Consider the following 24,808-nt stretch of genomic DNA (forward strand, 5'->3'; position numbering starts at 1 on the left):
TTGATGCAGAAATTTGCCTGCGGCTGTATCCTTTATTGAAAAAAGACCTTGAACGCGTTGCGGGGACAAAATTGCTTTATGAATTGGAGATGCCTCTAATTAAGGTATTGGCCGAAATGGAAATGGCCGGTATCTTGCTGGATATTCCTTTCTTTAAGGAAATGTCTGTACAATTGGAAACTCGTCTGATAGAAATTGAGAAGCAGGTTATTGAGCTGGTAGGCAAGGCTTTCAACCTAAATTCCACCCAACAGCTATCAGATATACTATTTAATCGACTCGGTTTACAGCCGCCGGACCGTACGCGCAAAACAAAAAGTGGACATTATTCCACATCAGCAGCGGTATTGGAGGGGATGCACGGAGATCATCCGGTTGTGGATTTGATCCTTGAGCAACGCGAGCTTTCCAAATTGAAATCCACTTATGTTGACGCTTTACCAGCTGCCCTTAACCCAGCAACGGGACGCGTACATACTTCTTTCAATCAAACTGGCTCAGTGACTGGACGCTTGGCCTCGTCAAACCCGAATCTGCAGAATATTCCAATCCGCTCTGAGCTGGGGCGCCGGGTGCGCAAGGGTTTTATCGCTGAAAAGGGGAATGTGCTACTCGCAATCGATTATTCTCAGATCGAGTTGCGTATTGTTGCCCATATGGCCCAGGATGAAACAATGCTGGCGGCATTCCGTTCGGGGCAGGATATTCATGCCACAACGGCAGCAGCTATTTATGGAGTTCGTCTCGAGGAAGTAACAAAGGATATGCGTCGCCATGCCAAGGCGGTTAATTTTGGCTTGATCTATGGCATGTCCGCTTTCGGGCTGACTCGTTCCACAGAATTGACTTTGGCTGAATCAGAAGATTTTGTCACCGCCTATTTTGTGAAATTCCCTGGAGTAAAACGATATCTGGACAATATCCGTATAATAGCATCAGAGCAGGGATATGTGGAAACCCTGTTGGGCCGTCGACGATATTTTCCCTCCTTGAAGAATCCGTCCAATCAGAATCAGCGAAATCGTGAAGAACGTGAGGCGATCAATGCTCCCATTCAGGGAACCGCGGCAGATATTATGAAGATCGCGATGTTGGATGTGGCAAAGGCTTTGCAAGGTACTGGCCTGCATAGTAAGATGTTATTGCAGGTGCATGACGAAGTGGTTATCGAGTGTCCACAGAATGAATTGGATGATACTATTAAGGCAGTAACCAGCGCAATGGAATCAGCGTATAAATTGGATATTCCCTTGTCCACCGAAGCCCGTTGGGGGCTGACGTGGGGGGATCTGTAGAAATTAATTGACGAGACTTTTTTCATGACAGGAAATGAAGCTAATTTTCAGAAAGCAATGAATAACGGTCATTCTGCAGCGTGGGATCAGCTGTGGGATAAAGCCGCGGCTTCCTATCGTAGTGCATTGACAGAGATGCCAGACAATCCTAAGGCGCTTTCAAGTCTGGCATTGGCTTTATATCAGATTCAGCAATTTGATGAGGCTTTGCTAACGTATCAATCCTTGTCCGAAATATCCCCTGAAGATCCTATGCCTTTTGAGAAAATGGCGCAATTATCAGAGCGTTTGGGTAATTTGGAAGACGCAACAAATGCTGCGACCAAAGCGGCCGAATTGTATCTGGCCCAAAAAGATGTACAGAAAGCTATTGAAAACTGGTCACGTGTTACACAACTTGATCCAGAACATATTTTGGCGCATTCCCGTCTTGCTCTGGTTCATGAGCGGATGCAGCACCAGGGGCAGGCCGTTACTGAATATTTAGCGCTTGCAAGCCTGATGCAACGTTCTGGGAAAATTGATAAAGCCACCGAATTGGTGGGGCGGGCATTAAAAATTATGCCTGGTAATCAGGCCGCGCAACAAGCACAGGTATTATTAAATTCGGACAAGCTGTTGCCGAAGCCGATTCGCCCGACCGGTGGAACGGCGCCACTACGCATTGCCAAAGTTAAACAATTGAATACGCCGTTGAAAGAGGTCTCCAGCAGTCCTGATCCCATTGGGGAGGCGCGCAAAAAAGCAATGATGATACTTGCTGAAATTCTCTTTGAATATTCAGAAAGTGAGGGAGAAAAACAACGTAAGGGAATGCAAGCTATCATGCATGGAACGGCACAGTTATCATTAAAAAAGCTGTCTCATACAAAGATCGTCTTGCATTTGGGGCAAGCGATTGATGCCCAGTCGAAAAATAATGATGAAATCGCTGCAGATGAGTTAGGACATGCTCTCGCGGCAGGGTTTGAGCATCCCGCTCTTTATTTTGACTTGGGCATGCTCCGCTCTAGTGGAGATCGGCTCGAGAGTGCGATGCGTAATCTTCAGCAATCAGTGAAGCATGAGGATTTTGGGCTTGCTGCACGTTTGTTGATGGGGCAGATATTGCAACGCTTGGGGCGCATCCCCGAGGCGGCGACAGAATATCTCGAGGCCTTAAAGTTGGCCGATGTAATTCTTGCTTCTGATGATCAGGCTGACGCGCTGCGCCAGCTATATGAGCCTTTGATCGAAGCCCAGGCTAATGAAGATGATGAAGATTTTCACGTCCGATTATGTGAGAATGTGAGTGAATTGCTCATGCAGACAAACTGGCGCGACCATCTTCGAAATGCTCGAAAAGAACTCCCCAAGTCAGATGGTGAGATGCTAATGCCTTTGGCCGAGGTTATGATTCAGGCTGAGAGCAGCCAGGTATTGGGAGCGATCTCTCGTGTCCACGAGCTGGCACGCGCAGGTTTTATGCGCTCAGCAATGGACGAGGCTTTTCAGGCGATTTATTTCGCCCCTAATTATCTCCCTCTCCATTCGCTAATCGGTAATCTTCTAATACAGGATGAGAGAAACGAAGAAGCCATTGCAAAATTTAGTGTAATTGCTGAGGCATATAGCATTCGTGGTGAAGCAAATCAATCTTCTGTCTACTTGCGTAAAATCCTTCAGCTTGCGCCTATGGATCTTTCATCCCGCACAAAGTTGATTGAGCAACTAACCGCACGCGGCCAGATTGACGATGCGATCAAGGAATATTTGAACCTGGCAGATATATATTATCGCCTTGCAGAATTGGATATGGCACGAAAAACCTATACAACTGCATTGCAAGCAGCGCAGCAAGGTACCGCGGAGCGATCGTGGAATATTCACATTCTACAGCGCATGGCCGATATTGATATGCAGCGTCTTGATTGGAAACGAGCCGTCAGAGTTTTTGAGCAAATTCGAACTCTTAGTCCAGAAGACAGCGAATCGCGAAAGAGCCTGATAGATCTGAATTTTAAACTAGGGAATAAATCGCAGGGGTTGCGAGAGCTGGATAACTATACAAGTTACCTGGCAGAGCATCCCTCAGAAGAAAACGATATAGTTGAATTGATAAAGAACTTGCTCAATGATCATCCCTCCATCGCACAGGTGCATCGAATTCTTGCAGAGCAATACTATCGCCTTGGTAATAAAGATGAGGCGATTAAAGAGTTTGATAATGCTGCCGAAATGTTTTTAGAAGCAGGGGATAAAGAGCAGGCAGTTAAAACGATCACAATGCTCTTGAGCATAAAGCCGGCTAATTCAGAAGAATATCAGCAGGTGTTGGCAAGTATTCAGGCCGATGGGCAATGAAGCCATTATTATTATATATTTAGAATTCAGATAAATCATATCTTACCGCCAAGCTTCAAAAACCTGGCGGTTCTTTCTGTGTGCAGATAAGGAAAATCAATAATGACTGGTAAACGCTATAAAGAAACAGTCGTCGCTGCTGGGGTGACGATGCTTGAAGAAGGTCTGACTGTGGGAACGTGGGGAAATATTAGTGTTCGGGACCCTGAAACGGGATTGGTATATATCAGCCCAAGCGGGATGGATTACCGTGAAATTGAACCCAATGATATTGTTGTATTAGATAATGATCTAAATATTGTTGATGGTGCGCGAGTTCCCTCTATTGAAAAAGAGACACATATCGCAGTCTACCATTCTCGGCCAGATGTGAATGCTGTTGTTCATACTCATCCAATATATTCGACTGTTTTGGGTGTTAATGGAATGGATCTGCCTGCGATTAGCGAGGATTTTGCCCAAATCGTAGGTGATAAAATTATCTGCTCGATCTACGCTCTGCCTGGAACGAAAGAACTTGGTCAGAACGTGGCAGCAGGATTGGGAAAAGAACGTAATGCCGTACTCCTGCCCAACCATGGGACTCTGTGTGTTGGTGAGGATATGAAAACCGCACTTACGGTTTCCCATGTCGTTGAAAAAACAGCCCAGATTTATATTCTAGCTTTGAGTATTGGCACACCGCAGCTTATTTCAGCCGAAGATATAAAAGCGATGCAAGATTACAAGAAAAATAAATACGGGCAGCGGTGAATATTGGAAAAATGATTTCGAACCTTTTTAGCACATATTACGCTAAGGTATTTCTGGTAAACTCTCGCCATGTCGAAAAAGAAAATTATCATTATCTTAACCGTACTGTTCATATTGGCAGTATTGGTTTTACAAATCCCACGAGTGGAATCGGCGCTATCCTGGCGGTATGAAAAGTTTATTATCTATCTGAGGAATATTGTCAATCCGCCCGGTCCGGTACCGACTGCCTTGCCAGTGACGCCATTACCTTCAATAGCACAAACTGTTGAAGTGACCGAAACTTTAGCTATCGCTACGCCTACCCTTGAAACGCTACCTGTAAACCCCGCCGCAACCAGCGCACCTTTGCCAGAGAAGATTTTACTTCCCAGTCCACCCTATGAGGAGCAAACCCCTAATAATTGTGGGCCAGCAACGCTTTCTATGGCATTGCATTTATATGGGTGGGAAGGTGACCAATCCGAGATCGCCGCGCAAATCAAGCCAGTTTTGCAGGATCGCAATGTCAATCCAGAAGAGATGGCCTATTATGTGCGTAACTTCGCAGGTTGGCTAAATATTGGATATCGCGTAGCCGGCGACCTGGATATGCTAAAAAAATTAATTGCAGCTAATTACCCTGTTATTGTTGAAAGTGTCACCAGTCTTGACCCAAATGATGCCTTCGGGCCATCCGATGATCTGTGGGCTGCGCATTACCTTCTCTTGACTGGATACGATGACACCACGCAGACCTTTATTGTGCAAGATTCCTATCATGGCGCTGATCTGACGATTTCCTACGAGCAGCTCGAGGATGAATGGCAGCCTTTTAATAATTTATATATGGTGCTCTACTATCCGCGTGATGAAAACGAACTTGAAATCTTGCTTGGCTCCGATTGGAATCCGGATGCCAATCGTCAACATGCTCTAGCTAATTCCCGTTCAGAAATCAAAGCCGACCCGAACAATGTTTATGCTTGGTTTAATCTAGGCAGTAACCTTGTTTACTTCGAAGAATACGAAGAGGCCGCCCTAGCATATGACAAAGCACGCGAACTTGAATTATTACCTCTACGCATGTTCCGGTATCAGTTTGGCCCATTTTGGGCCTATTTCCATGCCGACCGTATTGATGAATTGCTGTTACTTGCCGATTATGCGCGCGGTATTACGAATATGTCCGAAGAAACCTGGTTTTGGTATGGTTGGGCGCTTTATAGACAGAATGAATTCAAAGACGCGAAAGCCGCCTGGGAAAAAGCGCTCTCCATCAACGATTCTCCCTATGCGGACGCACATACTGCTCTTGAATATGTTCAATGAGCCTGTGCAGATAAGAAATTAATCCTCACGAAAGGAATAACCTCCGGGCAGGGTTTGGATCATATATTCCCGATCTTTCCCGAGTTTTTTTCTGAGGCGGTAAATTACATTTTTAAGTGCTGTCTGGTCATCCATGGCAGAGATACCCCAAACGGCAGGAAAAATTTCCTCATTTTTAAAAACATATCCGGGCCGATTCATAAGAAAACTCAATAGACGGAATTCGAGATTTGTAAGCTTGATTTTTTCCCCCTTGGGTCCCAGGGCTATCCGTCTGGTTGAGTCAAGTCGGAGCTGAGGCGAATCAGGAAGCTTGAGCGGGGAGGTTGTGCTGCGTAGCGACCAGGCTGAGATTTTTGCCAGAAATATGGCCGGGCTGACCGGTTTCACGATACATTCATCAACACCTGCCTGATAGGCCTCCAGAATTTCTGTTTCATGATGAGCAGGCAAAAAGAGCAGGATAGGGCTTCTGCTGATTGTGCGATATTTTTTAGCTAAAGCGATCCGTTCCGGATGGGGGGCATTCACATCAATCACGATCAGCTCAGGCATGATCTCCATTGCCCGGTCGCTTGCCCGCTGTACAGAGGTCTCTATAATCGCATTTAAACCCTTTTCGCGAATCATATATCCCAACAAAGGGGCGGTGTCAGATTGATCGCAAACGATTAAAACGCGTATGGTCTTGGCTAATGGGGTCATAATGATTCCGTGTGTAGGTGGTATAAGGACTTATTGGTCATTTCATAGGATATCTGAGGAAAAGTCGCAATTTTTGCCTTATTTTTCATTATCAGATTGTAATTATACACCATTTGGTCGCAGTGGGTCGCAAAAAAACATTAAATTGTGACTATTGGGTGATTACAAAAAAAATCTCTCGCAGATATACTCAGCTTATAGATAAAATTTAGTTAAGGAGAACGAGATGAAAAAACTAATTCCTATTTTAATGGTGATAATGCTTTTTGTCACTGCATGTGGCGCGATTGGCAAGGCTGCTGAACCGACCCCGATTCCTATCGCAACGGCTTTCCCCACCGCCGCCCCCGCTGTACTTAATCCCACTGCGGCTCCTGTGGATCAGGATACAAGCGCTGGTTCAGAGCGTACATCTCCTGTGGACGGGATGGTACAAGTTTTTATCCCGTCAGGAAATTTCCGCATGGGAGCTCTTGATGTAAAGGCCGAGGAAGACGAGAAACCAGACCACAAGGTTTCCATGTCTGCCTTCTGGATGGATAAACTTGAAACCACCAACGCCATGTATATGCTTTGTGTTCAGCAAGGTGCCTGTGAACCACCAGATTTATTCAAATCTGAAAAGCATCAGAAATATTTTAATACCGAGCAGTATGCCGATTACCCCGTCATATATGTTACCTGGGGCGATGCTTCCGATTATTGCGCCTGGGCTGGTAAACGCCTTCCCACCGAGGCAGAATGGGAACGTGCTGCTCGTGGTGATGACTTCCGTAATTTCCCCTGGGGTGATGAAAGGCCGGATACTTCACGCGCCAATTTCGATCATAAAATCAACGATGTTTCCCGTGTTGGAAGTTTTCCGGCAGGCGCCAGCCCCTTCGGCGTACTCGATATGTCGGGCAATGTTTGGGAATGGGTCTCCGATTTTTATGATCCGGCTTACTATTCCCTTGCGGTTGCAGCCAATCCAAGCGGTCCCCTTGCTGCAAGGGGAATGCTTACTCAATTACGTGTAATACGCGGTGGATCGTATCAGGATGTAGAAAGGGATATTCGGGTCTCTAACCGTGGCAGCGCCAGTGGCCCAAATCCTGATGCCGATGATATGGATTCACCTGAATTCCATGGTGAATCTTCACCGAAAATCGGCTTCCGCTGCGCTTCGAATAACTAACCTGCTACCGCTAAATTAGGATCGACTGGGAGGGAAAGATTATCTTGTGGCTCTCTCCCAACCTCCCTCAAATCCTCAGGATTTGAGGGAGGTTTTTTTAACGGGATTTGTTAATATCCAAATCTGCGTTTCTTAAATGGGAACAAGCTGAAATTCTGATGTGACTCGTCTAATCCAAGATCGTTTGATCAAGTGGTTTTACATATCCAGCGGCCCGCTTATGAAAGTTGACTTGTTTTATCCGCTATGGTAAACTCTCGCCACAATTCAATAGCCCCAATACGGCAACTCTTATCCAGAGAGGCGGAGGGACCGGCCCTGTGAAGCCTCGACAACCTAGTTTTGTTTATCTCAAACCATTAGGATAAACAATGCAAAGGTGCCAAATCCGGCAGTGAATTTTCTGGAAGATGAGAGGGCAGCCGTGCAAAAACCTTGCCAAGATGCCCTTTCACGAATACCTGAAGGGGCATTTCCTATTTTTAGCGAGGTAAAAAACTATGAGCTCTACCTTTATGACTTCCGAAAGCCTGATGTTCACATCTGAATCTGTGACTGAAGGCCACCCGGACAAAATGTGTGACCAGATCAGCGATGCAGTTCTGGACGCTTGTCTGGAGCAGGATCCACGTTCACGTGTTGCCTGTGAGACAGCGATCAAAACAGGATATGTTATGTTGCTGGGTGAGATCACGACTGAGGCTTATGTGGATTTCGACAAACTCGTTCGCGAGGTTGTTGTGGAGATCGGCTATGACCGCGGGAAAAAAGGATTTGATGGACATACCTGTGGCGTCCTTTCTGCAATTGCCAGTCAGAGTACTGATATTGCCATGGGTGTTGATAAAGCCCTTGAAGCCAAATCTGGTGAAATGACCGAAGCTGAGATCGAGGCGATTGGTGCTGGTGATCAGGGCATGATGTTTGGTTATGCCTGCAACGAAACCCCAACGCTGATGCCAATGCCAATTTACCTGGCGCATAAACTTACTTTGCGCCTGGCAGAAGTCCGCAAAAACGGGACCTTGAAATGGCTCCGCCCCGACGGCAAGAGCCAGGTCACTATTGAGTATTCCAAAGGAAAGCCAAAACGCGTTGATACGGTTCTTGTTAGCACCCAGCACGCAGACGATATAACGCAGGAAGATATCCGTGCAGCGATCATTGAGCATGTGATCAATCCTGTTCTCCCTGCTGACATGGTGGATGATGCCCTCAAGATTTTCGTCAACCCGACCGGGCGTTTCGTCATTGGTGGCCCAATGGGCGATGCGGGTGTGACCGGACGCAAGATCATCGTCGATACCTACGGTGGAATGGGACGTCACGGGGGTGGTGCATTTTCCGGGAAAGATGCCACCAAAGTGGATCGTTCGGCTGCTTATGCAGCTCGCTGGGCGGCGAAAAATGTTGTCGCAGCCGGGATCGCTGATCGCTGTGAAATTCAGGTGGCCTACGCGATAGGCGTTGCCCACCCGCTCTCGGTCAACGTCGAGACCTTTGGTACGGGAAAAATCGCAGATGAGAAAATTGCCGAGTTGATCACCGAGCACTTTGATCTGCGCCCCGGTGCCATCATCCGTGATCTGGACCTGCGTAAACCGATCTATCGCAAGACGGCCTCCTATGGTCATTTTGGCCGTGAAGATGTTGAATTCACCTGGGAACGGACTGATAAAGCTGAAGCGTTGAAAGCTGCCGCTGGTTTGTAGACAGTTTTCGGGTTCATAGAATTTCAACATCCAACGCCAAGTGCTTCAAAACACTTGGCGTTTTTTATATCAAAAAATCCAAACTTGCCCCATCTCTTTTCTTATGATAAACTTCTCCCCGTTATGAAATGCATACTCTTGTCTTCCAACCATCATCATTACGCTCATTCAATCGACTCTCACGTCGGGCAGGATTGCTTTAAGGAGCTTTGCATTTCTTAGTAAGAATAGAAATTGAATTAGCAGGCATTTTGGAAGCGCTTCCCGATTGGGAAGCGCTTTTTTTGTGGTTTATTGATGTTCATTACTGTCAATTTATTTTATCCAGGGAAAACGTCCCACAGGTTCCCATAATTGCAATCTAAACCTGCAGGACGATCGAAACCAATTTGAAAATCATCAGTAAAGTGCGATGCACAGGTAATTAAAAATATAGGAGTGGTTGATGAAAGCAGAGAAACGCAAGATCAGGATATCCCTTCCCAGCAAGGGTTTTTTGGGAGAGAAAAGCAAGGAACTTTTAGCCAATGTGGGTTTCAGGGTTTATAGTCCAAATCCTCGCCAGTATCAGGCCAGCATCCTCCGGTTTCCAGAGATGGAGGTCATTTTTCAACGCCCGGGTGATATTGTCCATAGTGTGCGCGATGGCAGTGTGGATTTTGGGATTACTGGCAGGGATATTTATCTTGAAAGAAAAGACGAGAATGGCAATATTCTTGAGTTGCATAAGCGTTTGGGTTTCTCCCATTGCTCTTTAAATGTGATCCTGCCTCAGTCCTGGGGAGAAGTCAATTCGTTGGCAGATTTATCCATCATGGAAGCAAGCCTGAAACGTCCGCTAAAAGTTGCCTCCAAGTTCCCAAATCTGACCCGAAAATTTTTCGAGCAAAATAGCGGAGTCCAGTTCAAGGTCATTCAATCGGAGGGTGCGCTGGAGATTGCCCCTACAGTTGGCTATGCCGATCTGATTGTGGATATCGTCTCAACAGGGACAACACTGCGTGATAACCATTTGAAAATCCTGGAGGGTGGTGAGCTACTCCAATCGCAGGCTTGTCTGATCGCTAATAAGGTCTGTTTGCAAAAGAATCCTGCGACCCGCAAGATTGCCATCCAACTGCTGGAGGTGATCGGGGCTTATTTGCGAGGGAATGAAAAATTGTCGATCTTTGCCAATATTCGAGGTGAATCCCCTCAGAAGATCGCCGAAAAAATATTCGAAAAGAAAGTCATCGGAGGATTGCAGGGGCCGACTATCTCGCAGGTCATCACAAGAGAAGGACGGGGTTGGTACGCTGCTCATTTGGTCGTCACGAAATCGAAATTGCACCAGGCCGTACGCGAGATCCGTGAGGTTGGAGGCAGCGGGGTAGTGGTTTCGCAGGTTGATTATATTTTTGAAGAAGAACCCGAAGAACTTTCTGCAATGTTATCTGCATTGGAGGCATAAATGATTGAAATCTATTCTGTAGAAGAAGCACAGCGATCTTTGCTGGTGCGAAAACCGATTTATCAGGATAAGTATTCACCACTAACGATCGAGAGGACGGAGACTCTTTTTGGCAAAGGCGTGAGGCCAGATCAGGCTGTGGCGCAGATTTTGAAATCGATTGATGAGGATGGCGATAAAGCTGTTCGGAAATGGTCTGCCTTGATAGATAAATTTGATCAGGCAGATTTTGTAATTCCGAAAAAAGAGTTGGAGGCCGCCTGGGACCGCATCCCTTCTCGATTGCAGGAAGTTTTGGGTAAATCTTCCGAGCGGATTCGCAGTTTTCATAATAATCAACCCATCACCAGTTGGCTGACAAAGGAAATGGGAGGGGAAATTGGTCAACGTTTTACACCGATAGAGCGTGTCGGGGTATATGTGCCGGGCGGGACAGCTCCGCTGCCTTCCTCCCTGTTGATGAGCGTGATCCCTGCTCAGGTAGCGGGCGTGAAGGATATTCTTGTTTGCACCCCGCCAAACCCCAAAGATTCGATATTGGCTGCTGCCTTTATTTGCGGTATTGACGAAATTTATCAGATCGGTGGTGCGCAGGCGATTGCCGCGATGGCCTTTGGGACAGAGACCCTGCCCCGCGCGGATAAGATCGTCGGCGCCGGGAATCTCTTTATCACCCTGGCAAAACAGCAATTATATGGTTTGGTTGGCCTGGATGGGTTGGCTGGCCCTACTGAGACGATGGTCATCGCTGACGAGACGGCGAACCCTGCCTGGGTCGCGGCTGATTTACTCGCCCAGGCGGAGCATGATGTGCAGGCCAGTGCAATTTTACTCACCACTGATGCCGATTTCGCAAAAGCAGTTCAAAAGGAAGTCGCCGCGCAAATGGACAAACTTTCCCGCGCAGAGATCATCAAAGCCTCGCTGGAAAATAAAGGTGGCATTGTGATAACAACCTCCATCGAGGAGGCAGCCAGGCTTGCAAACGAGTATGCTGCCGAACATCTCTGCCTGGCAGTACGTGATCCGCAAGGTCTGATGGATCAAATTAATAACGCTGGCGGGTTCTTCCTCGGCGAACATTCCTTTGAAGCACTGGGCGATTATGTTGCTGGCCCCAGCCACGTCATGCCAACCAGCGGGACAGCGCGTTTTGCCTCGCCTCTCAACCTGTTGGACTTCGTTAAAATTTCCAGCGTAGTTGCCCTCGATCCGCAGACCGCGGCTGAGCTGAGTCCCATCGCGGCAGATTTTGCTGATACCGAAAAACTGACCGCGCACGCGAATGCATCTAAAATCAGAATTAAGAATGCTGAATGATGAAACTCACCACAAAAACACAGAGAGCACAAAGAGTTTCATTAGGCCCACAAAGGAAGCTCTTTGTGGGTTTAGAGAAAACTTTGTGTCCTTCGTGCCTTTGTGGTGAACCTGAAATCTAAAAAATCTGCATAACCTTATGGATAAATTATGAAAAAACTTCTCAGACCCCACATCCTCAATATGGAGCCTTATACGCCCATCATCCCCTTTGAGGTGCTATCCGAGCAGTTGGGCATTCCGGCCAATAAGATCATCAAATTGGATGCCAATGAGAACCCCTATGGCATTTTGCCTGCTGTTGCCAAGGCACTTCAGGATCTGTCCAATGCTCATATTTACCCTGATCCTGAGAGCCGATTTTTGAGACGCGCCCTTGCCGAATACCATCAATTGCCTGTTGAAAATATTCTCACGGGTGCAGGTGCCGATGAGTTGATTGATCTGATTTTGCGCCTTTTTATCAACCCCGGTGAGGTGATCCTAAACTGCCCGCCCACCTTTGGCATGTACGCCTTTGATACCGCCGTCAACGGAGGGCGCGTCGTCAATATTCCCAGATTGGATGATTTTTCCGTGGATGCGGATGCCCTCCTCAATGCGATTGAAAAATATCAGCCTAAGCTCCTCTTTCTGGCAAATCCGAACAACCCGGATGGAGGCTTGCTCTCGCCAAAAATCATTGATGCCCTCCTCGAGCAGAATCTGCTACTTGTCCTGGACGAAGCCTATATGGAATTCGCCCCTCCAAATGCAAGCTATATTCATCAAGCTTCTGAGCGTGAAAACCTGATCGTCCTCCGCACATTCAGTAAATGGGCGGGGTTGGCCGGTTTGCGTGTGGGATACGGAGTCTTCCCCTCAGCATTGATGCCTTATTTATGGACGGCAAAGCAACCCTATAATATTTCCGTTGCTGCAAGTGAAGCGGCTTTGGCAGCACTTCGCCATGCCAGGGAGCTGGAAGAAATCGGGCAAAAGATCATCACTGAGAGGGAGCGGCTTTTCAAGGCGTTGAAGGAAATTACATATTTGAAACCATATCCTTCCAAATCGAACTTCATCCTCTGCCGCGTGCTTGGACGAGAGGCAGCCAAACTCAAGGCAGACCTTGCCTCTGCCGGTATTTTGGTCCGTTACTTTAGCAACCCCGGCCTGGATGACCATATCCGCATCAGCGTTGGAACACCTGAGCAGATGGATGTGTTGTTGGAGTACCTAACCACAAAGAGCACGGAGACCACACAGTTTTAAAGATATAGAGAAGAGCTTTTCTCTGTGCTCCCTGTGGACTCTGTGGTGAAAAGAAAAGGATAAATCATGCGAATATCTACAATCAACCGAAAAACGAATGAAACCGATATCTCCCTCTCTCTCAACCTCGATGGGAGTGGAATTGCTAAAATTAATACTGGCATCGGATTCTTTGACCATATGCTGACCCAGATCGCTGTCCACGGGTTGATAGACCTTGACCTCCAGGCCAAAGGTGATTTGCATATCGATGCGCATCACACCATCGAAGATTGCGGACTTGTTTTGGGGGAGGCGATTGGACAGGCACTTGGTGAAAAGCGCGGCATCACGCGGATGGCAGAAGCAAGCGTCCCCATGGATGATGCGCTGGCAAATGTTGTACTCGATCTATCGGGCAGACCTTATTCTGTCATCCAGACAAATTGGGTCAGTCCCGATGTCGGCGGGATTCCAACCTCCCTCCTTGAGCATTTTTTCGAATCCCTTGCGGTCACGAGTCGGATGAATCTGCACCTTAATATTTTGTATGGAAAAGATAACCACCATATGGCAGAGGCGCTATTCAAAGCTTTTGACCGCGCCCTGGATGCGGCAACACAGATTGACCCACGTCGATCGGATCTCATCCCCAGCTCAAAAGGAAAACTCTCATGATCGCGATCATCGATTTCGGTGCAGGGAATTTACACTCTGTCCAAAAAGCGATTGAATTTGTCGGCGGGAAAGCGCTCATTACAAACGACGCTGAGAAAATTCTCGCCGCATCAAAAGCAATCTTGCCCGGTGTGGGAGCCTTCAAAGATGGGATGGATGGATTGAAAAAAAATGATCTTGTTCCGGTGATCAAGGAATTTGCAGATTCCGGGAAACCTCTTTTGGGCATCTGCCTCGGGATGCAGCTTCTTTTTGAAGAAGGATACGAACATGGCGTTCACGGGGGGCTTTCTCTCCTTCCGGGGCGTGTGCTCAAATTTGAAAGTGATACCCTCAAAATCCCGCAAATTGGCTGGAACACGCTTCAGCTATTAAAGGATTCACCGCTGACCAGCGAAATCCCTGATGAAAGTTATGTGTATTTCAATCATGGCTACTATTGCCAGCCCGAGGTCGCTGCGCATATTCTTGCAAGCACTGATTACGAGGTTGAGTTCACTTCCGTTGTCAATTTAAAGAATATCTATGGTGTTCAGTTTCACCCTGAAAAAAGCCAAAAAATCGGATTGCAAATCCTGAAAAATTTTGTGGAGAAAATATAAAAACATGCCCAGTCTCTGAGCGAAGCGTAGCGTAGTCGCCTGTACCCGACAGGGTAAAGAGCGATCCATTCAATGCCCTCCTTCGACTGCGCTCCCTACCGGGTTCTCCGTTTTGGCTATGTTATTTTATTTAGGAGCATATTATGTCCTTTACCATCTACCCCGCGATTGACCTCCGCGCAGGAGAGGTTGTCCGGCTTCGTCAGGGCGACCCGACGCAGCAGAAAGCCTACAGTAGCGATCCAGCTCAAATAGCTCAAAACTGGCAGGCACAGGGCGCGCATTGGTTGCACCTCGTCAATCTCGACGGTGCCTTTGGCGAAAATACCGAGCCAAATCAGCGTGCGATCAAAAATATCCTCGCCGCCTGCGGAGATAAAATCTTTACACAGTTGGGCGGGGGGCTGCGTAGCCTAGACGATATCAGGAGCGCCCTCGCCCTTGGTATCACCCGCGTTATTTTGGGGACGGCTATCCTCGAAAATTCCAGTTTTGCTGAAAAAGCGATTGGCGAATTTGGGGCTGACCGAATCGTTTTTGGCCTGGATGCGCGGGATGGTGTCCTTATGACGCGTGGCTGGCAAAAGGCTTCGGATCGTTCTCTCTTTGAATTTGCCTCCGCATTAAAGGAGATCGGTGCGACGATGATCATCTACACCAATATCGCCACCGACGGGATGGGAATCGGCAATGACACGCAGAATACCCGTCAACTTGCTGAGCAAAGTGGCCTGGATGTGATTGCCTCAGGTGGGATCGCCTCACTGGATGATGTCCGCCAGGTCAAAGAAGCCGGTTTGAGCGGAGTGATTATTGGACGCGCTTTATATGAAAATCACCTGTCGTTGAAGGAGGCTTTAATATGTTAATTAAAGCAAAGAATAAGTTCCTCCCCCGCTTGCGGGGGAGGGTAGGTGGGGGTGGGGCATGTTAGCAAAACGGATCATCCCCTGCCTGGATGTCAAAGATGGGCGTGTGGTCAAGGGCGTCAACTTTGTTGGTTTGAGAGATGCCGGTGACCCTGTAGAACAGGCAAAAGCCTACGATGAGATGGGAGCAGACGAACTTGTCTTTCTCGATATCTCTGCTACGCATGAGGGCAAAGAGACCATGCTTGATGTTGTTCGGAGGGTGGCCGAGAAAGTTTTTTTGCCGCTGACTGTTGGAGGCGGTATCCGCAGCGTCGAGGATGCGCGCCGCACCCTGCTTGCAGGGGCAGATAAAATCGGGATCAATTCATCCGCTGTCCAAAATCCCGATCTGCTTTCTCAGGGAGCAAGACGTTTTGGCGCACAGTGCATTGTCCTCGCCATCGATGCGAAAAAGAAGGGTGAGGGCTGGGAAGTCTACACCCACGGTGGGAGAAAACCTACCGGATTGGACGCGGTGGAATGGGCGAAACGTGGTGTGAATATGGGCGCTGGTGAAATCCTGCTAACCAGCATGGATGCGGATGGGACCCTCGCTGGTTATAATCTGGAACTCACCCGCGCAATTGCTGAGGCAGTGAATGTGCCCGTTATCGCCAGCGGTGGCGCGGGGAATGTGTCCCATTTTGCAGATGCGGTCACCCTTGGCGGCGCAGATGCAGCCCTCGCTGCCTCCCTGTTTCACGATAAGGTCCTGACAATTGCGGAGGTTAAAGAGGAGTTGCTGAGCAGAGGAATTCCTGTCAGGATGGTTGAAGGTGGATCATGATAAATCAGATCGATTTGAAATTTGATGCGCGTGGTTTAATTCCAGCGATCGTGCAGGATGAAGAAACCAAGGATATTCTCATGGTTGCCTGGATGAATGCGGAATCTTTTCAGCTGACGCAAAAAACGGGTCAGGCTCATTTCTGGAGCCGCAGTCGTAACGAACTCTGGCTTAAGGGGGCAACATCAGGAAATTTTATGAATATTCGTAGAATTCTGGTAGACTGCGATGCTGATACTCTTCTGATATTGGTCAAGCCTGCTGGCCCCGCCTGTCACACTGGGAAACAGAGTTGTTTTTATCAGGATATTGAAATAGGAAAGTAGAGAAATGCTTCAAAAACTATTTGAGATCATTGAAGATAGAAAGACCCACCCCACCGAAAAATCTTATACGGCGAGCTTATTTTCCGATGGTGAAGACCGCATATTGCAAAAGGTTGGGGAGGAAGCAGTCGAGGTCATCCTTGCTGCAAAGGGGCAAGGAGATCAACGCATCATCGAAGAGGTGGCCGATCTTTTTTACCACACGCTGGTTTTGCTATCTGTAAAAGGATTGAGTTTGAGCGATGTGGAAGACGAGTTGCGCAAGAGACATCTGCAATGAGCAAAAAAATACTCATCTTCGATATGGACGGAGTTTTGCTAAAACCTATTGGCTATCACCGTGCACTTAAGGAGACAGTCCGATTGGGGGCGCAAGCCTTGGGGTATGAAGGGATCACACTTTCGGATGCGGAAATCGCTCAATTCGAGGGATTGGGCATCTCCAGTGAATGGCATTCCAGCGCGGCTTGTATGGCGTTGCTCGCCCTTATTGGGGAAATTTCATTACCTCCCCTTTTTGATTCTCTTAAACGGGAGCCAGCCCAGGACCATGCCCGGCTTCGGCTTGAGAGAGCCATCCAGCATCTTGTAAATAAGACAGGAGCTGATCCTGCGCACGCGATTTCCATAATCAGGAATAGTCAATCCATCGACCATTCTCCCACGCTAAATCTTTTTCAGGAGATGATTTTGGGGAGCAATGACTTTAAGCGCATCTATGGGAAAAACGGAAATTTGGATGTGGAGAGTTTTCTGTTTCAATTTGATCAGCCGCTGCTTGGTGCGGACGTAAGAAATCGGCTTCTCGCCTGGCTGAAAGATCCCGAAAATGGGGGTGTGGTGATGACGAATCGCCCTTCAAGAGGGATGCCAGATGCCCATTATGGTCTCCAATTGGTTGGGCTGGAGGGATTTCCTTTGGTTGGTTATGGCGAAATTGAATGGCTCGCCGAGGAGGTTGGTGAGAATACAACCTCCCTTGCGAAACCTTCTCCTGTCCACGCGTTGGCAGCCTCCCATATGTCTTTTGGAAGAGATATGGATACGAGTATGCTGGACGCGTATGCTGCATTGAATGGGGGAGGGGCAGATGTAATTGGGTATTTAGAGGGTAGCGAGATATGGGTCTTCGAAGACACGCCCGCTGGACTTATTAGCGTGGGTGAAATGGAAAAGGTATTATATGGGCGGGGGATTTCGGTACATGTAAATAAAATAGGGATCGCAAGAACGCCGCATAAAGGCGAGTATTTGCAGGCGCAAGGTGCACGGATTTTTGAGGGTGTTGATCTGGCGTTGGACGAGATTTTCTAGGTACAAAAAAGATCCCCATACGGGGATCTTTAAGTATTCAGGAAACTAATCTTTAGCAATTTGGTGCGCAGCCAGCTGTGAATGTCAGACGGTTATCATCAATGATAAGTTGAACATTATTTGTGTTATTAATACAAAAAGTTGTCGTGGCATTAAAATCTTTTTTGCCATCCACCCAGGCTGTTGCACTGTAACAGCCCATGGGTACATCAGCGCTATTTGATTTCACCACAGGTATATTTATATATCCAGCATCATTGTCATACTTGGTTGTGATGCAAAGGAAAACATTGGCTGTTGAGTCATTTACATAATTGGTAACCGATAATCGGGCGCTATCTCCAGTCCAGCCAGTGAGTGGTTTTTCGGTACAAGCAAACACGTTTGTAGATGCGGAAGTATTTGTTGGCACGATAATGGCAGATGGAGATGTGGTAGCCACAGATATTGTTGGCGAGCCATCCAGTGCGGATTGGGTCGGCACCAGAGTGATTGTTGCAGTGGCAATTGGTAAGGGTGTATTTGTTGGGGGTGCAAGCGTATTGGTTGGCATTGCTGCCTGCGTTTGGGTAAGCATACCGTAGACCATTTCATCTGCTGTGGCGCGAATATCTTCAGGACTGATCGTCGGAGTTGTTGGGGCCGATTGTATTGCTCCGCATGCGCTTAGCAGCAAACTGAAGAATAGAATATAAGGGATTAGATGTTTCATGCGTATTTCTCCTGCAATATTAAGTGTTTATTTCAACGTTTCAACAGTACATTATAAGTGAAAAATCAAATATTATCACTTATTCGCAATGTACACTGTGATTTATGTTCATGAACCTAACTCTCCGCACTCGCCGCGTCATTGCGAACTTCTTTTGCGATCGCGCAGCATCTCGTAGAGAAGCAATCCCCTTATTATCTGCAGGGAGATTGCTTACCCCTTCGGAGTACAGGTCGGCGTTAGAGCTGCCTCGCAAAGACGTAAATCGAAAAATATTGATCCCATACATCTATATTTGTTATTGGTAAGCGCTTATGCTAATTTTTCGATGAGTTTATTAACCATTTCTGATGTGCTGAGCGGGGATTCGTCTTCCTTGGCTATATCAGCCGTGCGATGACCGGAATTTAAAACCGAGTCGACCGCCTTTTCAATGGCTTCCGCTTCATTGATTAATCCCAGCGAGTGACGGAGCATCATTGCTGTCGAGAGAATCATTCCGATCGGGTTGGCGATTCCTCGACCGGCGATATCCGGCGCGGAGCCGTGGATTGGTTCATAGAGACCGCGCTGTTTCCCGAATTCGTTCAACGCATCGCCCAACGAGGCAGAGGGCATATTTCCCATCGACCCGGTCAGCATCGAGGCTTCGTCGGTGATAATGTCTCCAAATAAGTTCATTGTGACCATTACATCAAAATCGCGGGGGCGGGAGAGCAGGTGCATTGTTGCGGCATCAATGAGGAGATTTTCAAGTTCAATTTCAGGATAATCTTTTGCGACTTTCCCAACTGTCTTGCGCCACAGGCGGGAGGATTCCAGGACGTTGGCTTTGTCAATTGAAGTCACTTTTTTGCGCCGCTCACCTGCAATCTCAAAGGCGAGTCTTGCAATCCGTTGAATTTCGCTCTCACTGTAAATCATCGTGTCGAGCGCTTCTTCTTCGCCATTCGCATTGATGCGTTTCTCACGCGGCTCACCAAAATAGATCCCGCCTGTCAGCTCACGTAAGATGAGCATATCCACACCTTCAAGATAGGATTCTTTGAGCGGGGATGCCCCCATTAATTGCGGATGCGGCTGGACCGGGCGTAAATTAGCGAAGAGACCCAATTCTTTTCGTAAACCGAGCAAACCCTGCTCGGGGCGTACGGCGGCGTTCGGGTCATCCCATTTGGGGCCGCCGACCGCACCCAGGATGATCGCATCTGCTTTTTTGCACACAGCAAGCGTCTCTTCCGGGAGCGCGACCCCCGTCTTATCTATTGCGATACCACCGATAAGATGAGCTTCCATATCAAAGTGATGACCGAATTTCTGACCAATTTTTTCAAGAATCTTTTGCGCAGCCTCAACGACCTCAGGCCCAATCCCGTCACCGGGGAGTAGCGTGATTTTTGCTTTCATGTTTTCTCCTTTGCCCCCCTCTAACTCCCCCCGCTCGCGGGGGGAGAACAGTTCCTCCCCCGTGAAACGGGGGAGGTCAGGAGGGGGAGTGTTTGATTATCCAGTCTGTAGGGCATATTCCATGCTGTCTGCAAGTGCGCGCCAGCTTGCTTCGATGATATTTGTACTCGCGCCAACAGTGCTCCAGCGATCGTTATTGCCGTTTTTTGTATCGATCAACACGCGTGTGATCGCGGCTGTACCACTTTCACTATCCAGAATGCGAACTTTATAGTCCGATAAGTGTATTTTGGAAAGGCGAGGATAGGAGTTTGTCAATGCTTTACGAAGGGCTCTATTTAGCGCGTTAACTGGACCGTTACCTTCAGCTGCCGTGTGGACAACTTCTCCATTTACGTTCACTTTGACAGTCGCTTCGGCAAATACGCCCAGGCCTTTACGGTGTTCTACCACAACAGTGTAGTCGATCAATTCAAATGGAGGTGAGTAGTCTTCTTCCGCACGCTGCATAAGTAATTGCGCGGATGCTTCTGCACCTTCAAAAGTAAATCCTTTTGCCTCGAGATTTTTAATTTGATCAACAACCTGCCGGGCGCTTTCGCTGCTAACATCGATCCCAAACTCTTGTGCCTTATCTAATACATTGCCTCGCCCAGAAAGTTCCGATACCAGGGTGCGGCGTTTATTCCCTACCAGGGTGGGGTCAATATGCTGATATGAATCTTCGTTTTTAAGAACAGCAGCCACATGGATGCCGCCTTTATGGGCGAAAGCCTTTTTTCCTACAAAGGGCATGTAATGATTGGGTGGCTGATTGGCAATCTCGGCCACATAGTGAGAAAGGTCAGAAAGTCTCGCCAAATTCTCAGCGCTGACACAGTGATAACCCATTTTAAGTTGTAAATTGGGGATGACGGTGCATAAATTGGCATTCCCCACCCGCTCTCCATAACCGTTGATCGTCCCCTGTACATGGATCGCCCCGGCGCGAATTCCTGCCAGTGAGTTGGATGTGCCGTTCCCACCATCATCGTGGACGTGGATGCCTAGGGATATTTGCGTCTTTTCTGCAATCTCTTTGACAATCTCTTCCACTTCCCAGGGGAGGGCCCCGCCATTTGTCTCGCAAAGAACGAGGACATCTGCCCCCCCGCGTTCTGCCGCCAGGACAGTTGCCAGGGCATACTCGGGATTGGCTTTATAGCCATCAAAAAAGTGCTCCGCATCGTAAATAACTTCTTTGCCCAGGCTCTTAAGATAAACGACGCTCTCTTCGATCATCGCCAGATTTTCTTCGGGGGTGGTCTCCAGCACGTCACGGACATGCAGATCCCAGCTTTTACCAACCACCGTTACAACGGGGGTTTGAGCATCCACAAGGGCCTGAATATTGGGATCACCCTCTACCTTACTATTTTTTCTGCGGGTTGCGCCAAATGCAGCAATTTTAGCGTTCTTCAATTTTAGCGATTGGACCCGTTCAAAAAACTCCACATCTTTGGGATTCGAGCCTGGCCAGCCCCCCTCAATATAATGAATCCCAAAATCATCGAGGCGTTTGGCGATCTTGATCTTGTCGTTGACCGAGAGAGAAATCCCTTCGCTTTGAGTACCATCGCGTAAGGTGGTATCGTAAAGAATGATAGTAGACATGAGAATCTCCTTGCATACAAATAATAAAGAAAGTTTTTATTCCTCTCCCGCTCGCGGGGGAGGCTAGGTGGGGGTTTTATTGCCCCCCTCTAACTCCCCCCGATTGCGGGGGGAGAATCGCTGTACCAGAGCTTCTCAATACGCTGGGCGAGGAATAATTTCCACGCCCAGTTCACCTTCTTTTTATTTATCATAATTTTTTTTTCCAATAACAGACAAAGTCTTTGAGCGGAATATCGAGTGATGCAAGATATGTAGTCGCCTGTACTCGACAGAGTGGAGAGCGGTGTTCGTAATCGCCGTCCTTCGACTATCGGCTCCCTTCGTTAGCCTTCCGCTCAGGCACTGGTATACGATACGCAATACTTGTTACTCGTTACGCATCGCTTCAAACGCCGCGATCTGATTCTCGTGCTTCATCAAATAGCCAAGCTGATCAATCCCCTCCAGTAAACAGGTTTTGCTAAAAGTATCGATCTCAAACGAGACCATATCTCCATTGGGGAGTGAGAAATGTTGGGCTTCCAGGTCAATGTCGATGGTTGCGGCAGGTGCTTCCTCGCTGAGGTCGAAGAGAGATTTCTGGATCTCCTCACTGACGACAATCGGAAGCAAGCCATTCTTTAGCGCGTTATTTCGAAATATGTCTGCGAAGGAGGTGCTGATCACGACGCTAATTCCCCATCCCATTAACGCCCAGGGGGCATGTTCACGGGATGATCCGCAACCGAAATTATCACCGGCAAGCAAAATTTGAGCATCCTGGTATTCATCCTGATTAAGCGGGAATTCGGGATTTTGGCTGCCATCTTCAAGGCGTCTCCAGCTATCAAAGAGACCTTCTGCCAACCCCGATTTATCGATCACTTTCAGATAACGGGCCGGGATGATCTGGTCGGTATCCACGTCTGTATGAGGCAGGGGAATGATTTTGGAAGTTAGTTTGGTAAAAGATTTCATTAGATGAACTCTCTGGGGTCGGTAATTTTGCCAGTGATCGCGCTGGCGGCGGCGGTCAGGGGGCTGGCGAGAAATGTGCGCCCACCTTTGCCTTGCCGGCCTTCAAAATTTCGATTGCTCGTGCTGACAGCGTATTGACCAGGTTCGAGATTATCGCCGTTCATCGCGATGCACATGCTGCATCCGGCAAAGCGCCATTCACCGCCTGCTTCGCGGACGATCTCATCGATCCCCTCGGCCTCTGCTTCTAAGCGGATATTCTCAGAGCCAGGCACAACCAGCAGGCGGATCCCCTCGGCGACTTTGCGACCTTTCAGGATAGATGCGGCGGCACGCAGATCGCTCATTCGGGAGTTGGTGCAGCTTCCGATAAACACCACATCGACGGGATGCCCCTTTAGCGCGCTGGCCGGGGCCAAATCCATATAAGCAAGGGCTTTTTCAAGGGCGGATTTTTTCGCAGGATCGCTCTCGTGAATTGGGCTTGGGACACTTGAATTGATCTCTGTGCCCATCCCCGGGTTGGTTCCGAAAGTGACCATTGGCTCAAGTTTGGATACATCGATCGTGATGGTCTGATCGTATTCAGCGCCCTTGTCTGAGGGAAGTTGACGCCATTTTTTGAGGGCAGCTTTCCATGCTTCTCCGCTCGGGGCGTAGGGACGCCCAGCCAAATACTCAAATGTGACGTTGTCTGGGGCGATCATTCCGGCACGCGCACCCGCTTCGATGGACATATTGCAGAGGGTCATCCGCTCTTCCATATTCAATGTACGGATGGCCTCGCCTGCATACTCAAAGACATGGCCTGTCCCACCGCCAATGCCGATCCTGGCGATCAGGGCAAGGATCATATCTTTGGCAGTCACGCCCCTCTGAAGTTTTCCTTCAAATTTGACGAGGCAGGTTTTGGGGCGATTTTGAAGCAAAGCTTGTGTAGCGAGAACATGTTCCACTTCGCTGGTGCCGATCCCAAAAGCAAGTGCGCCAAAAGCGCCATGTGTAGAGGTATGACTATCGCCACAGACGATGGTTTGTCCGGGTTGGGTAAATCCCTGCTCCGGCCCGATCACATGGACGATGCCGCGATTCGGGCTATCCATGCCGTAAAACTGGATCCCAAAATCGGTACAATTCTTTTCAAATTGTGCCAACTGCTTGACGGCCATATCGTCGGCAGTCTCAAGATCAAGAGAGAGGGTGGGGATGGAATGATCCATGGTCCCGATAGTGCGCTCCGGGCGGCGAACTTTTAGCCCTTTATCCCGCAGTCCACTAAAGGCCTGGGGTGAGGTCACCTCGTGGATGAGATGAAGATCAATATAAAGAATGGAGGGTGCGTCATCATTTTCAGCAACAAGATGCGCATCCCATACTTTTTGAAAGAGATTTTTTGGTTTTTTATGCATCATCGATGTTTAGTCGCAATTATTGCAATGCCACTCAGAAGGCATGGTGCGCGGTTTGGGGAAAGTTTCGATCAGATGCTCTTCGTCTTTTTTCATTTCTGGAGAGTCTCCATTACTTTCCTTTGCGCTCTTTTGCAAGGAGACTACCTTTTTATCATCCAGCAGATCCCTCTTTGTTTTGGCGTCTGCCAAATCAGACAGGCTCCATTCGTTGGGCATGCCTCGGGGCTCCGGGAATGTTTCCATCATATGTTCTTCTTCTGTTTTTTGGTCTTCTTTTGTGCGTATTTTTGTTTTCTTGCTCATTTTATTCTCCTTGATTAAGTGATGAGAACCTGCCCTCACCCGTTCTTGCTTTGCTCGAACTTCCCTCTCCCGCAACGCGGGAGAGGGGGAGCAAGCGTAGCGACGCGGGGGTGAGGGCAGAGTTTTATGCGCCAACCTCTGTCGCGGTTTCAACTTCACCATAACGACCACTGGCGACGAGCAATTTATTCAATGCGGCGAGATACGCTTTTGCACCAGCCACGATGATATCGGTATGTGCGCCATACCCGCCAAAGGTGCGTTTATGCACCTCTCCGCTTTGGGGGGAGGTGCGCTCGGGGATGCTTCCATTTTCTGGCTCAAGCCGTACGGTCACTTCACCGATGGCGTCAATGCCTTCGGTGACTGCATGGATGTGGAACTCAAGCAGGGTATTGGGCATTTTTACGACCTCATCGATCGCCTTATAGGCAGCGTCCACCG

Annotated in this window: 24 protein-coding genes and 1 riboswitch; of the genes, 16 read left to right on the forward strand and 8 right to left on the reverse strand. The window is 48.3% G+C overall.

Translation table 11 applies throughout. The annotated features are described in order from the left end of the window. The 4 genes from AC3DOM_RS03755 to AC3DOM_RS03770 form a co-directional block, all read left to right on the forward strand. Positions 1-1,295, forward strand: a 1,295-nt coding sequence (locus AC3DOM_RS03755) for a DNA polymerase (protein WP_487917688.1), incomplete at its 5' end; no start/stop codon positions are given. 24 nt (positions 1,296-1,319) lie between these two features. Continuing rightward, the gene (locus AC3DOM_RS03760) at positions 1,320-3,638 is read left to right on the forward strand and encodes a tetratricopeptide repeat protein (RefSeq protein ID WP_487917689.1); all 2,319 of its coding nucleotides are present in this window, start codon (positions 1,320-1,322) and stop codon (positions 3,636-3,638) included. A gap of 102 nt (positions 3,639-3,740) precedes the next feature. Beyond that, positions 3,741-4,391 (forward strand): class II aldolase/adducin family protein, encoded by a 651-nt coding sequence (locus AC3DOM_RS03765; protein WP_487917690.1) that lies wholly within the window; start codon positions 3,741-3,743, stop codon positions 4,389-4,391. Positions 4,392-4,460: 69 nt separating this feature from the next. Next, entirely contained in the window at positions 4,461-5,702 is a 1,242-nt protein-coding gene (locus AC3DOM_RS03770) for a C39 family peptidase (protein WP_487917691.1), read from the forward strand. 18 nt (positions 5,703-5,720) lie between these two features. Here AC3DOM_RS03770 and AC3DOM_RS03775 read toward each other — a convergent pair whose 3' ends face one another. Next, positions 5,721-6,407, reverse strand: coding sequence for a response regulator transcription factor (locus AC3DOM_RS03775; protein ID WP_487917692.1), 687 nt, complete (start codon positions 6,405-6,407; stop codon positions 5,721-5,723). Between the two features lie 226 nt (positions 6,408-6,633). Between AC3DOM_RS03775 and AC3DOM_RS03780 the strand changes: the two genes are divergently transcribed. The 12 genes from AC3DOM_RS03780 to AC3DOM_RS03835 all read left to right on the forward strand — a co-directional run bounded on the left by AC3DOM_RS03780 (position 6,634) and on the right by AC3DOM_RS03835 (position 17,917). After that, a complete protein-coding gene (locus AC3DOM_RS03780) occupies positions 6,634-7,584 on the forward strand; it encodes a formylglycine-generating enzyme family protein (RefSeq protein ID WP_487917693.1) in 951 nt (316 codons plus the stop codon). A 288-nt stretch (positions 7,585-7,872) separates the two neighbouring features. Further along, positions 7,873-8,001, forward strand: a riboswitch (SAM riboswitch). A 116-nt stretch (positions 8,002-8,117) separates the two neighbouring features. Next, entirely contained in the window at positions 8,118-9,296 is a 1,179-nt protein-coding gene (gene metK, locus AC3DOM_RS03785; protein ID WP_487917711.1) for a methionine adenosyltransferase, read from the forward strand. 445 nt (positions 9,297-9,741) lie between these two features. Then, positions 9,742-10,746, forward strand: a complete 1,005-nt coding sequence (hisG, locus tag AC3DOM_RS03790) for an ATP phosphoribosyltransferase (RefSeq protein WP_487917694.1) — start codon at positions 9,742-9,744, stop codon at positions 10,744-10,746. Continuing rightward, positions 10,747-12,066: a histidinol dehydrogenase gene (gene hisD / locus AC3DOM_RS03795; protein ID WP_487917695.1), complete on the forward strand. Its 1,320-nt coding sequence runs from the start codon at positions 10,747-10,749 to the stop codon at positions 12,064-12,066. Between the two features lie 150 nt (positions 12,067-12,216). Then, positions 12,217-13,320: a histidinol-phosphate transaminase gene (hisC, locus tag AC3DOM_RS03800; protein WP_487917696.1), complete on the forward strand. Its 1,104-nt coding sequence runs from the start codon at positions 12,217-12,219 to the stop codon at positions 13,318-13,320. Between the two features lie 66 nt (positions 13,321-13,386). After that, the gene (gene hisB / locus AC3DOM_RS03805) at positions 13,387-13,977 is read left to right on the forward strand and encodes an imidazoleglycerol-phosphate dehydratase HisB (RefSeq protein WP_487917697.1); all 591 of its coding nucleotides are present in this window, start codon (positions 13,387-13,389) and stop codon (positions 13,975-13,977) included. After that, positions 13,974-14,579: an imidazole glycerol phosphate synthase subunit HisH gene (gene hisH, locus AC3DOM_RS03810; protein ID WP_487917698.1), complete on the forward strand. Its 606-nt coding sequence runs from the start codon at positions 13,974-13,976 to the stop codon at positions 14,577-14,579. The genes hisB and hisH overlap by 4 nt, the downstream gene beginning before the upstream one ends. A gap of 143 nt (positions 14,580-14,722) precedes the next feature. Beyond that, on the forward strand, positions 14,723-15,448 hold the full coding sequence (gene hisA, locus AC3DOM_RS03815; RefSeq protein ID WP_487917699.1) for a 1-(5-phosphoribosyl)-5-[(5-phosphoribosylamino)methylideneamino]imidazole-4-carboxamide isomerase: 726 nt from the start codon (positions 14,723-14,725) through the stop codon (positions 15,446-15,448). A 58-nt stretch (positions 15,449-15,506) separates the two neighbouring features. After that, on the forward strand, positions 15,507-16,277 hold the full coding sequence (gene hisF, locus AC3DOM_RS03820; protein ID WP_487917700.1) for an imidazole glycerol phosphate synthase subunit HisF: 771 nt from the start codon (positions 15,507-15,509) through the stop codon (positions 16,275-16,277). Beyond that, a complete protein-coding gene (gene hisI / locus AC3DOM_RS03825) occupies positions 16,274-16,603 on the forward strand; it encodes a phosphoribosyl-AMP cyclohydrolase (RefSeq protein WP_487917701.1) in 330 nt (109 codons plus the stop codon). The genes hisF and hisI overlap by 4 nt, the downstream gene beginning before the upstream one ends. A 4-nt stretch (positions 16,604-16,607) precedes the next feature. Then, positions 16,608-16,883, forward strand: coding sequence for a phosphoribosyl-ATP diphosphatase (hisE, locus tag AC3DOM_RS03830; protein WP_487917702.1), 276 nt, complete (start codon positions 16,608-16,610; stop codon positions 16,881-16,883). Continuing rightward, positions 16,880-17,917, forward strand: a complete 1,038-nt coding sequence (locus tag AC3DOM_RS03835) for a hypothetical protein (RefSeq protein ID WP_487917703.1) — start codon at positions 16,880-16,882, stop codon at positions 17,915-17,917. Before hisE ends, AC3DOM_RS03835 begins: the two co-directional genes overlap by 4 nt. Positions 17,918-17,969: 52 nt before the next feature. On the opposite strand, the gene AC3DOM_RS03840 is transcribed toward AC3DOM_RS03835, so the two are convergent. The 7 genes from AC3DOM_RS03840 to AC3DOM_RS03870 all read right to left on the reverse strand — a co-directional run. Beyond that, entirely contained in the window at positions 17,970-18,629 is a 660-nt protein-coding gene (locus AC3DOM_RS03840; RefSeq protein WP_487917704.1) for a hypothetical protein, read from the reverse strand. 312 nt (positions 18,630-18,941) lie between these two features. After that, on the reverse strand, positions 18,942-20,036 hold the full coding sequence (gene leuB, locus AC3DOM_RS03845) for a 3-isopropylmalate dehydrogenase (protein ID WP_487917705.1): 1,095 nt from the start codon (positions 20,034-20,036) through the stop codon (positions 18,942-18,944). A gap of 96 nt (positions 20,037-20,132) precedes the next feature. After that, positions 20,133-21,689, reverse strand: a complete 1,557-nt coding sequence (gene cimA, locus AC3DOM_RS03850; protein WP_487917706.1) for a citramalate synthase — start codon at positions 21,687-21,689, stop codon at positions 20,133-20,135. Positions 21,690-22,058: 369 nt separating this feature from the next. Next, positions 22,059-22,649 carry a 3-isopropylmalate dehydratase small subunit gene (leuD, locus tag AC3DOM_RS03855; RefSeq protein WP_487917707.1) on the reverse strand — a complete coding sequence of 197 codons (591 nt, stop codon included), beginning with the start codon at positions 22,647-22,649 and terminating at the stop codon, positions 22,059-22,061. Beyond that, positions 22,649-24,058, reverse strand: a complete 1,410-nt coding sequence (gene leuC, locus AC3DOM_RS03860) for a 3-isopropylmalate dehydratase large subunit (protein ID WP_487917708.1) — start codon at positions 24,056-24,058, stop codon at positions 22,649-22,651. Before leuC ends, leuD begins: the two co-directional genes overlap by 1 nt. 9 nt (positions 24,059-24,067) lie before the next feature. Then, on the reverse strand, positions 24,068-24,364 hold the full coding sequence (locus tag AC3DOM_RS03865; protein ID WP_487917709.1) for a hypothetical protein: 297 nt from the start codon (positions 24,362-24,364) through the stop codon (positions 24,068-24,070). Positions 24,365-24,488: 124 nt separating this feature from the next. Next, positions 24,489-24,808: alpha-isopropylmalate synthase regulatory domain-containing protein (locus AC3DOM_RS03870; protein ID WP_487917710.1), on the reverse strand; the 320-nt coding region annotated here is incomplete at its 5' end.

The sequence above is a fragment of the Candidatus Desulfolinea nitratireducens genome (assembly GCF_982879505.1).

Coding starts and splice junctions, on each gene's coding strand:
- AC3DOM_RS03760 (WP_487917689.1), top strand. CDS start 1,320: ATGACAGGAAATGAAGCTAATTTTCAGAAAGCAATGAATAACGGTCAT.
- AC3DOM_RS03765 (WP_487917690.1), top strand. CDS start 3,741: ATGACTGGTAAACGCTATAAAGAAACAGTCGTCGCTGCTGGGGTGACG.
- AC3DOM_RS03770 (WP_487917691.1), top strand. CDS start 4,461: ATGTCGAAAAAGAAAATTATCATTATCTTAACCGTACTGTTCATATTG.
- AC3DOM_RS03775 (WP_487917692.1), bottom strand. CDS start 6,407: ATGACCCCATTAGCCAAGACCATACGCGTTTTAATCGTTTGCGATCAA.
- AC3DOM_RS03780 (WP_487917693.1), top strand. CDS start 6,634: ATGAAAAAACTAATTCCTATTTTAATGGTGATAATGCTTTTTGTCACT.
- metK (WP_487917711.1), top strand. CDS start 8,118: ATGTTCACATCTGAATCTGTGACTGAAGGCCACCCGGACAAAATGTGT.
- hisG (WP_487917694.1), top strand. CDS start 9,742: ATGAAAGCAGAGAAACGCAAGATCAGGATATCCCTTCCCAGCAAGGGT.
- hisD (WP_487917695.1), top strand. CDS start 10,747: ATGATTGAAATCTATTCTGTAGAAGAAGCACAGCGATCTTTGCTGGTG.
- hisC (WP_487917696.1), top strand. CDS start 12,217: ATGAAAAAACTTCTCAGACCCCACATCCTCAATATGGAGCCTTATACG.
- hisB (WP_487917697.1), top strand. CDS start 13,387: ATGCGAATATCTACAATCAACCGAAAAACGAATGAAACCGATATCTCC.
- hisH (WP_487917698.1), top strand. CDS start 13,974: ATGATCGCGATCATCGATTTCGGTGCAGGGAATTTACACTCTGTCCAA.
- hisA (WP_487917699.1), top strand. CDS start 14,723: ATGTCCTTTACCATCTACCCCGCGATTGACCTCCGCGCAGGAGAGGTT.
- hisF (WP_487917700.1), top strand. CDS start 15,507: ATGTTAGCAAAACGGATCATCCCCTGCCTGGATGTCAAAGATGGGCGT.
- hisI (WP_487917701.1), top strand. CDS start 16,274: ATGATAAATCAGATCGATTTGAAATTTGATGCGCGTGGTTTAATTCCA.
- hisE (WP_487917702.1), top strand. CDS start 16,608: ATGCTTCAAAAACTATTTGAGATCATTGAAGATAGAAAGACCCACCCC.
- AC3DOM_RS03835 (WP_487917703.1), top strand. CDS start 16,880: ATGAGCAAAAAAATACTCATCTTCGATATGGACGGAGTTTTGCTAAAA.
- AC3DOM_RS03840 (WP_487917704.1), bottom strand. CDS start 18,629: ATGAAACATCTAATCCCTTATATTCTATTCTTCAGTTTGCTGCTAAGC.
- leuB (WP_487917705.1), bottom strand. CDS start 20,036: ATGAAAGCAAAAATCACGCTACTCCCCGGTGACGGGATTGGGCCTGAG.
- cimA (WP_487917706.1), bottom strand. CDS start 21,689: ATGTCTACTATCATTCTTTACGATACCACCTTACGCGATGGTACTCAA.
- leuD (WP_487917707.1), bottom strand. CDS start 22,649: ATGAAATCTTTTACCAAACTAACTTCCAAAATCATTCCCCTGCCTCAT.
- leuC (WP_487917708.1), bottom strand. CDS start 24,058: ATGCATAAAAAACCAAAAAATCTCTTTCAAAAAGTATGGGATGCGCAT.
- AC3DOM_RS03865 (WP_487917709.1), bottom strand. CDS start 24,364: ATGAGCAAGAAAACAAAAATACGCACAAAAGAAGACCAAAAAACAGAA.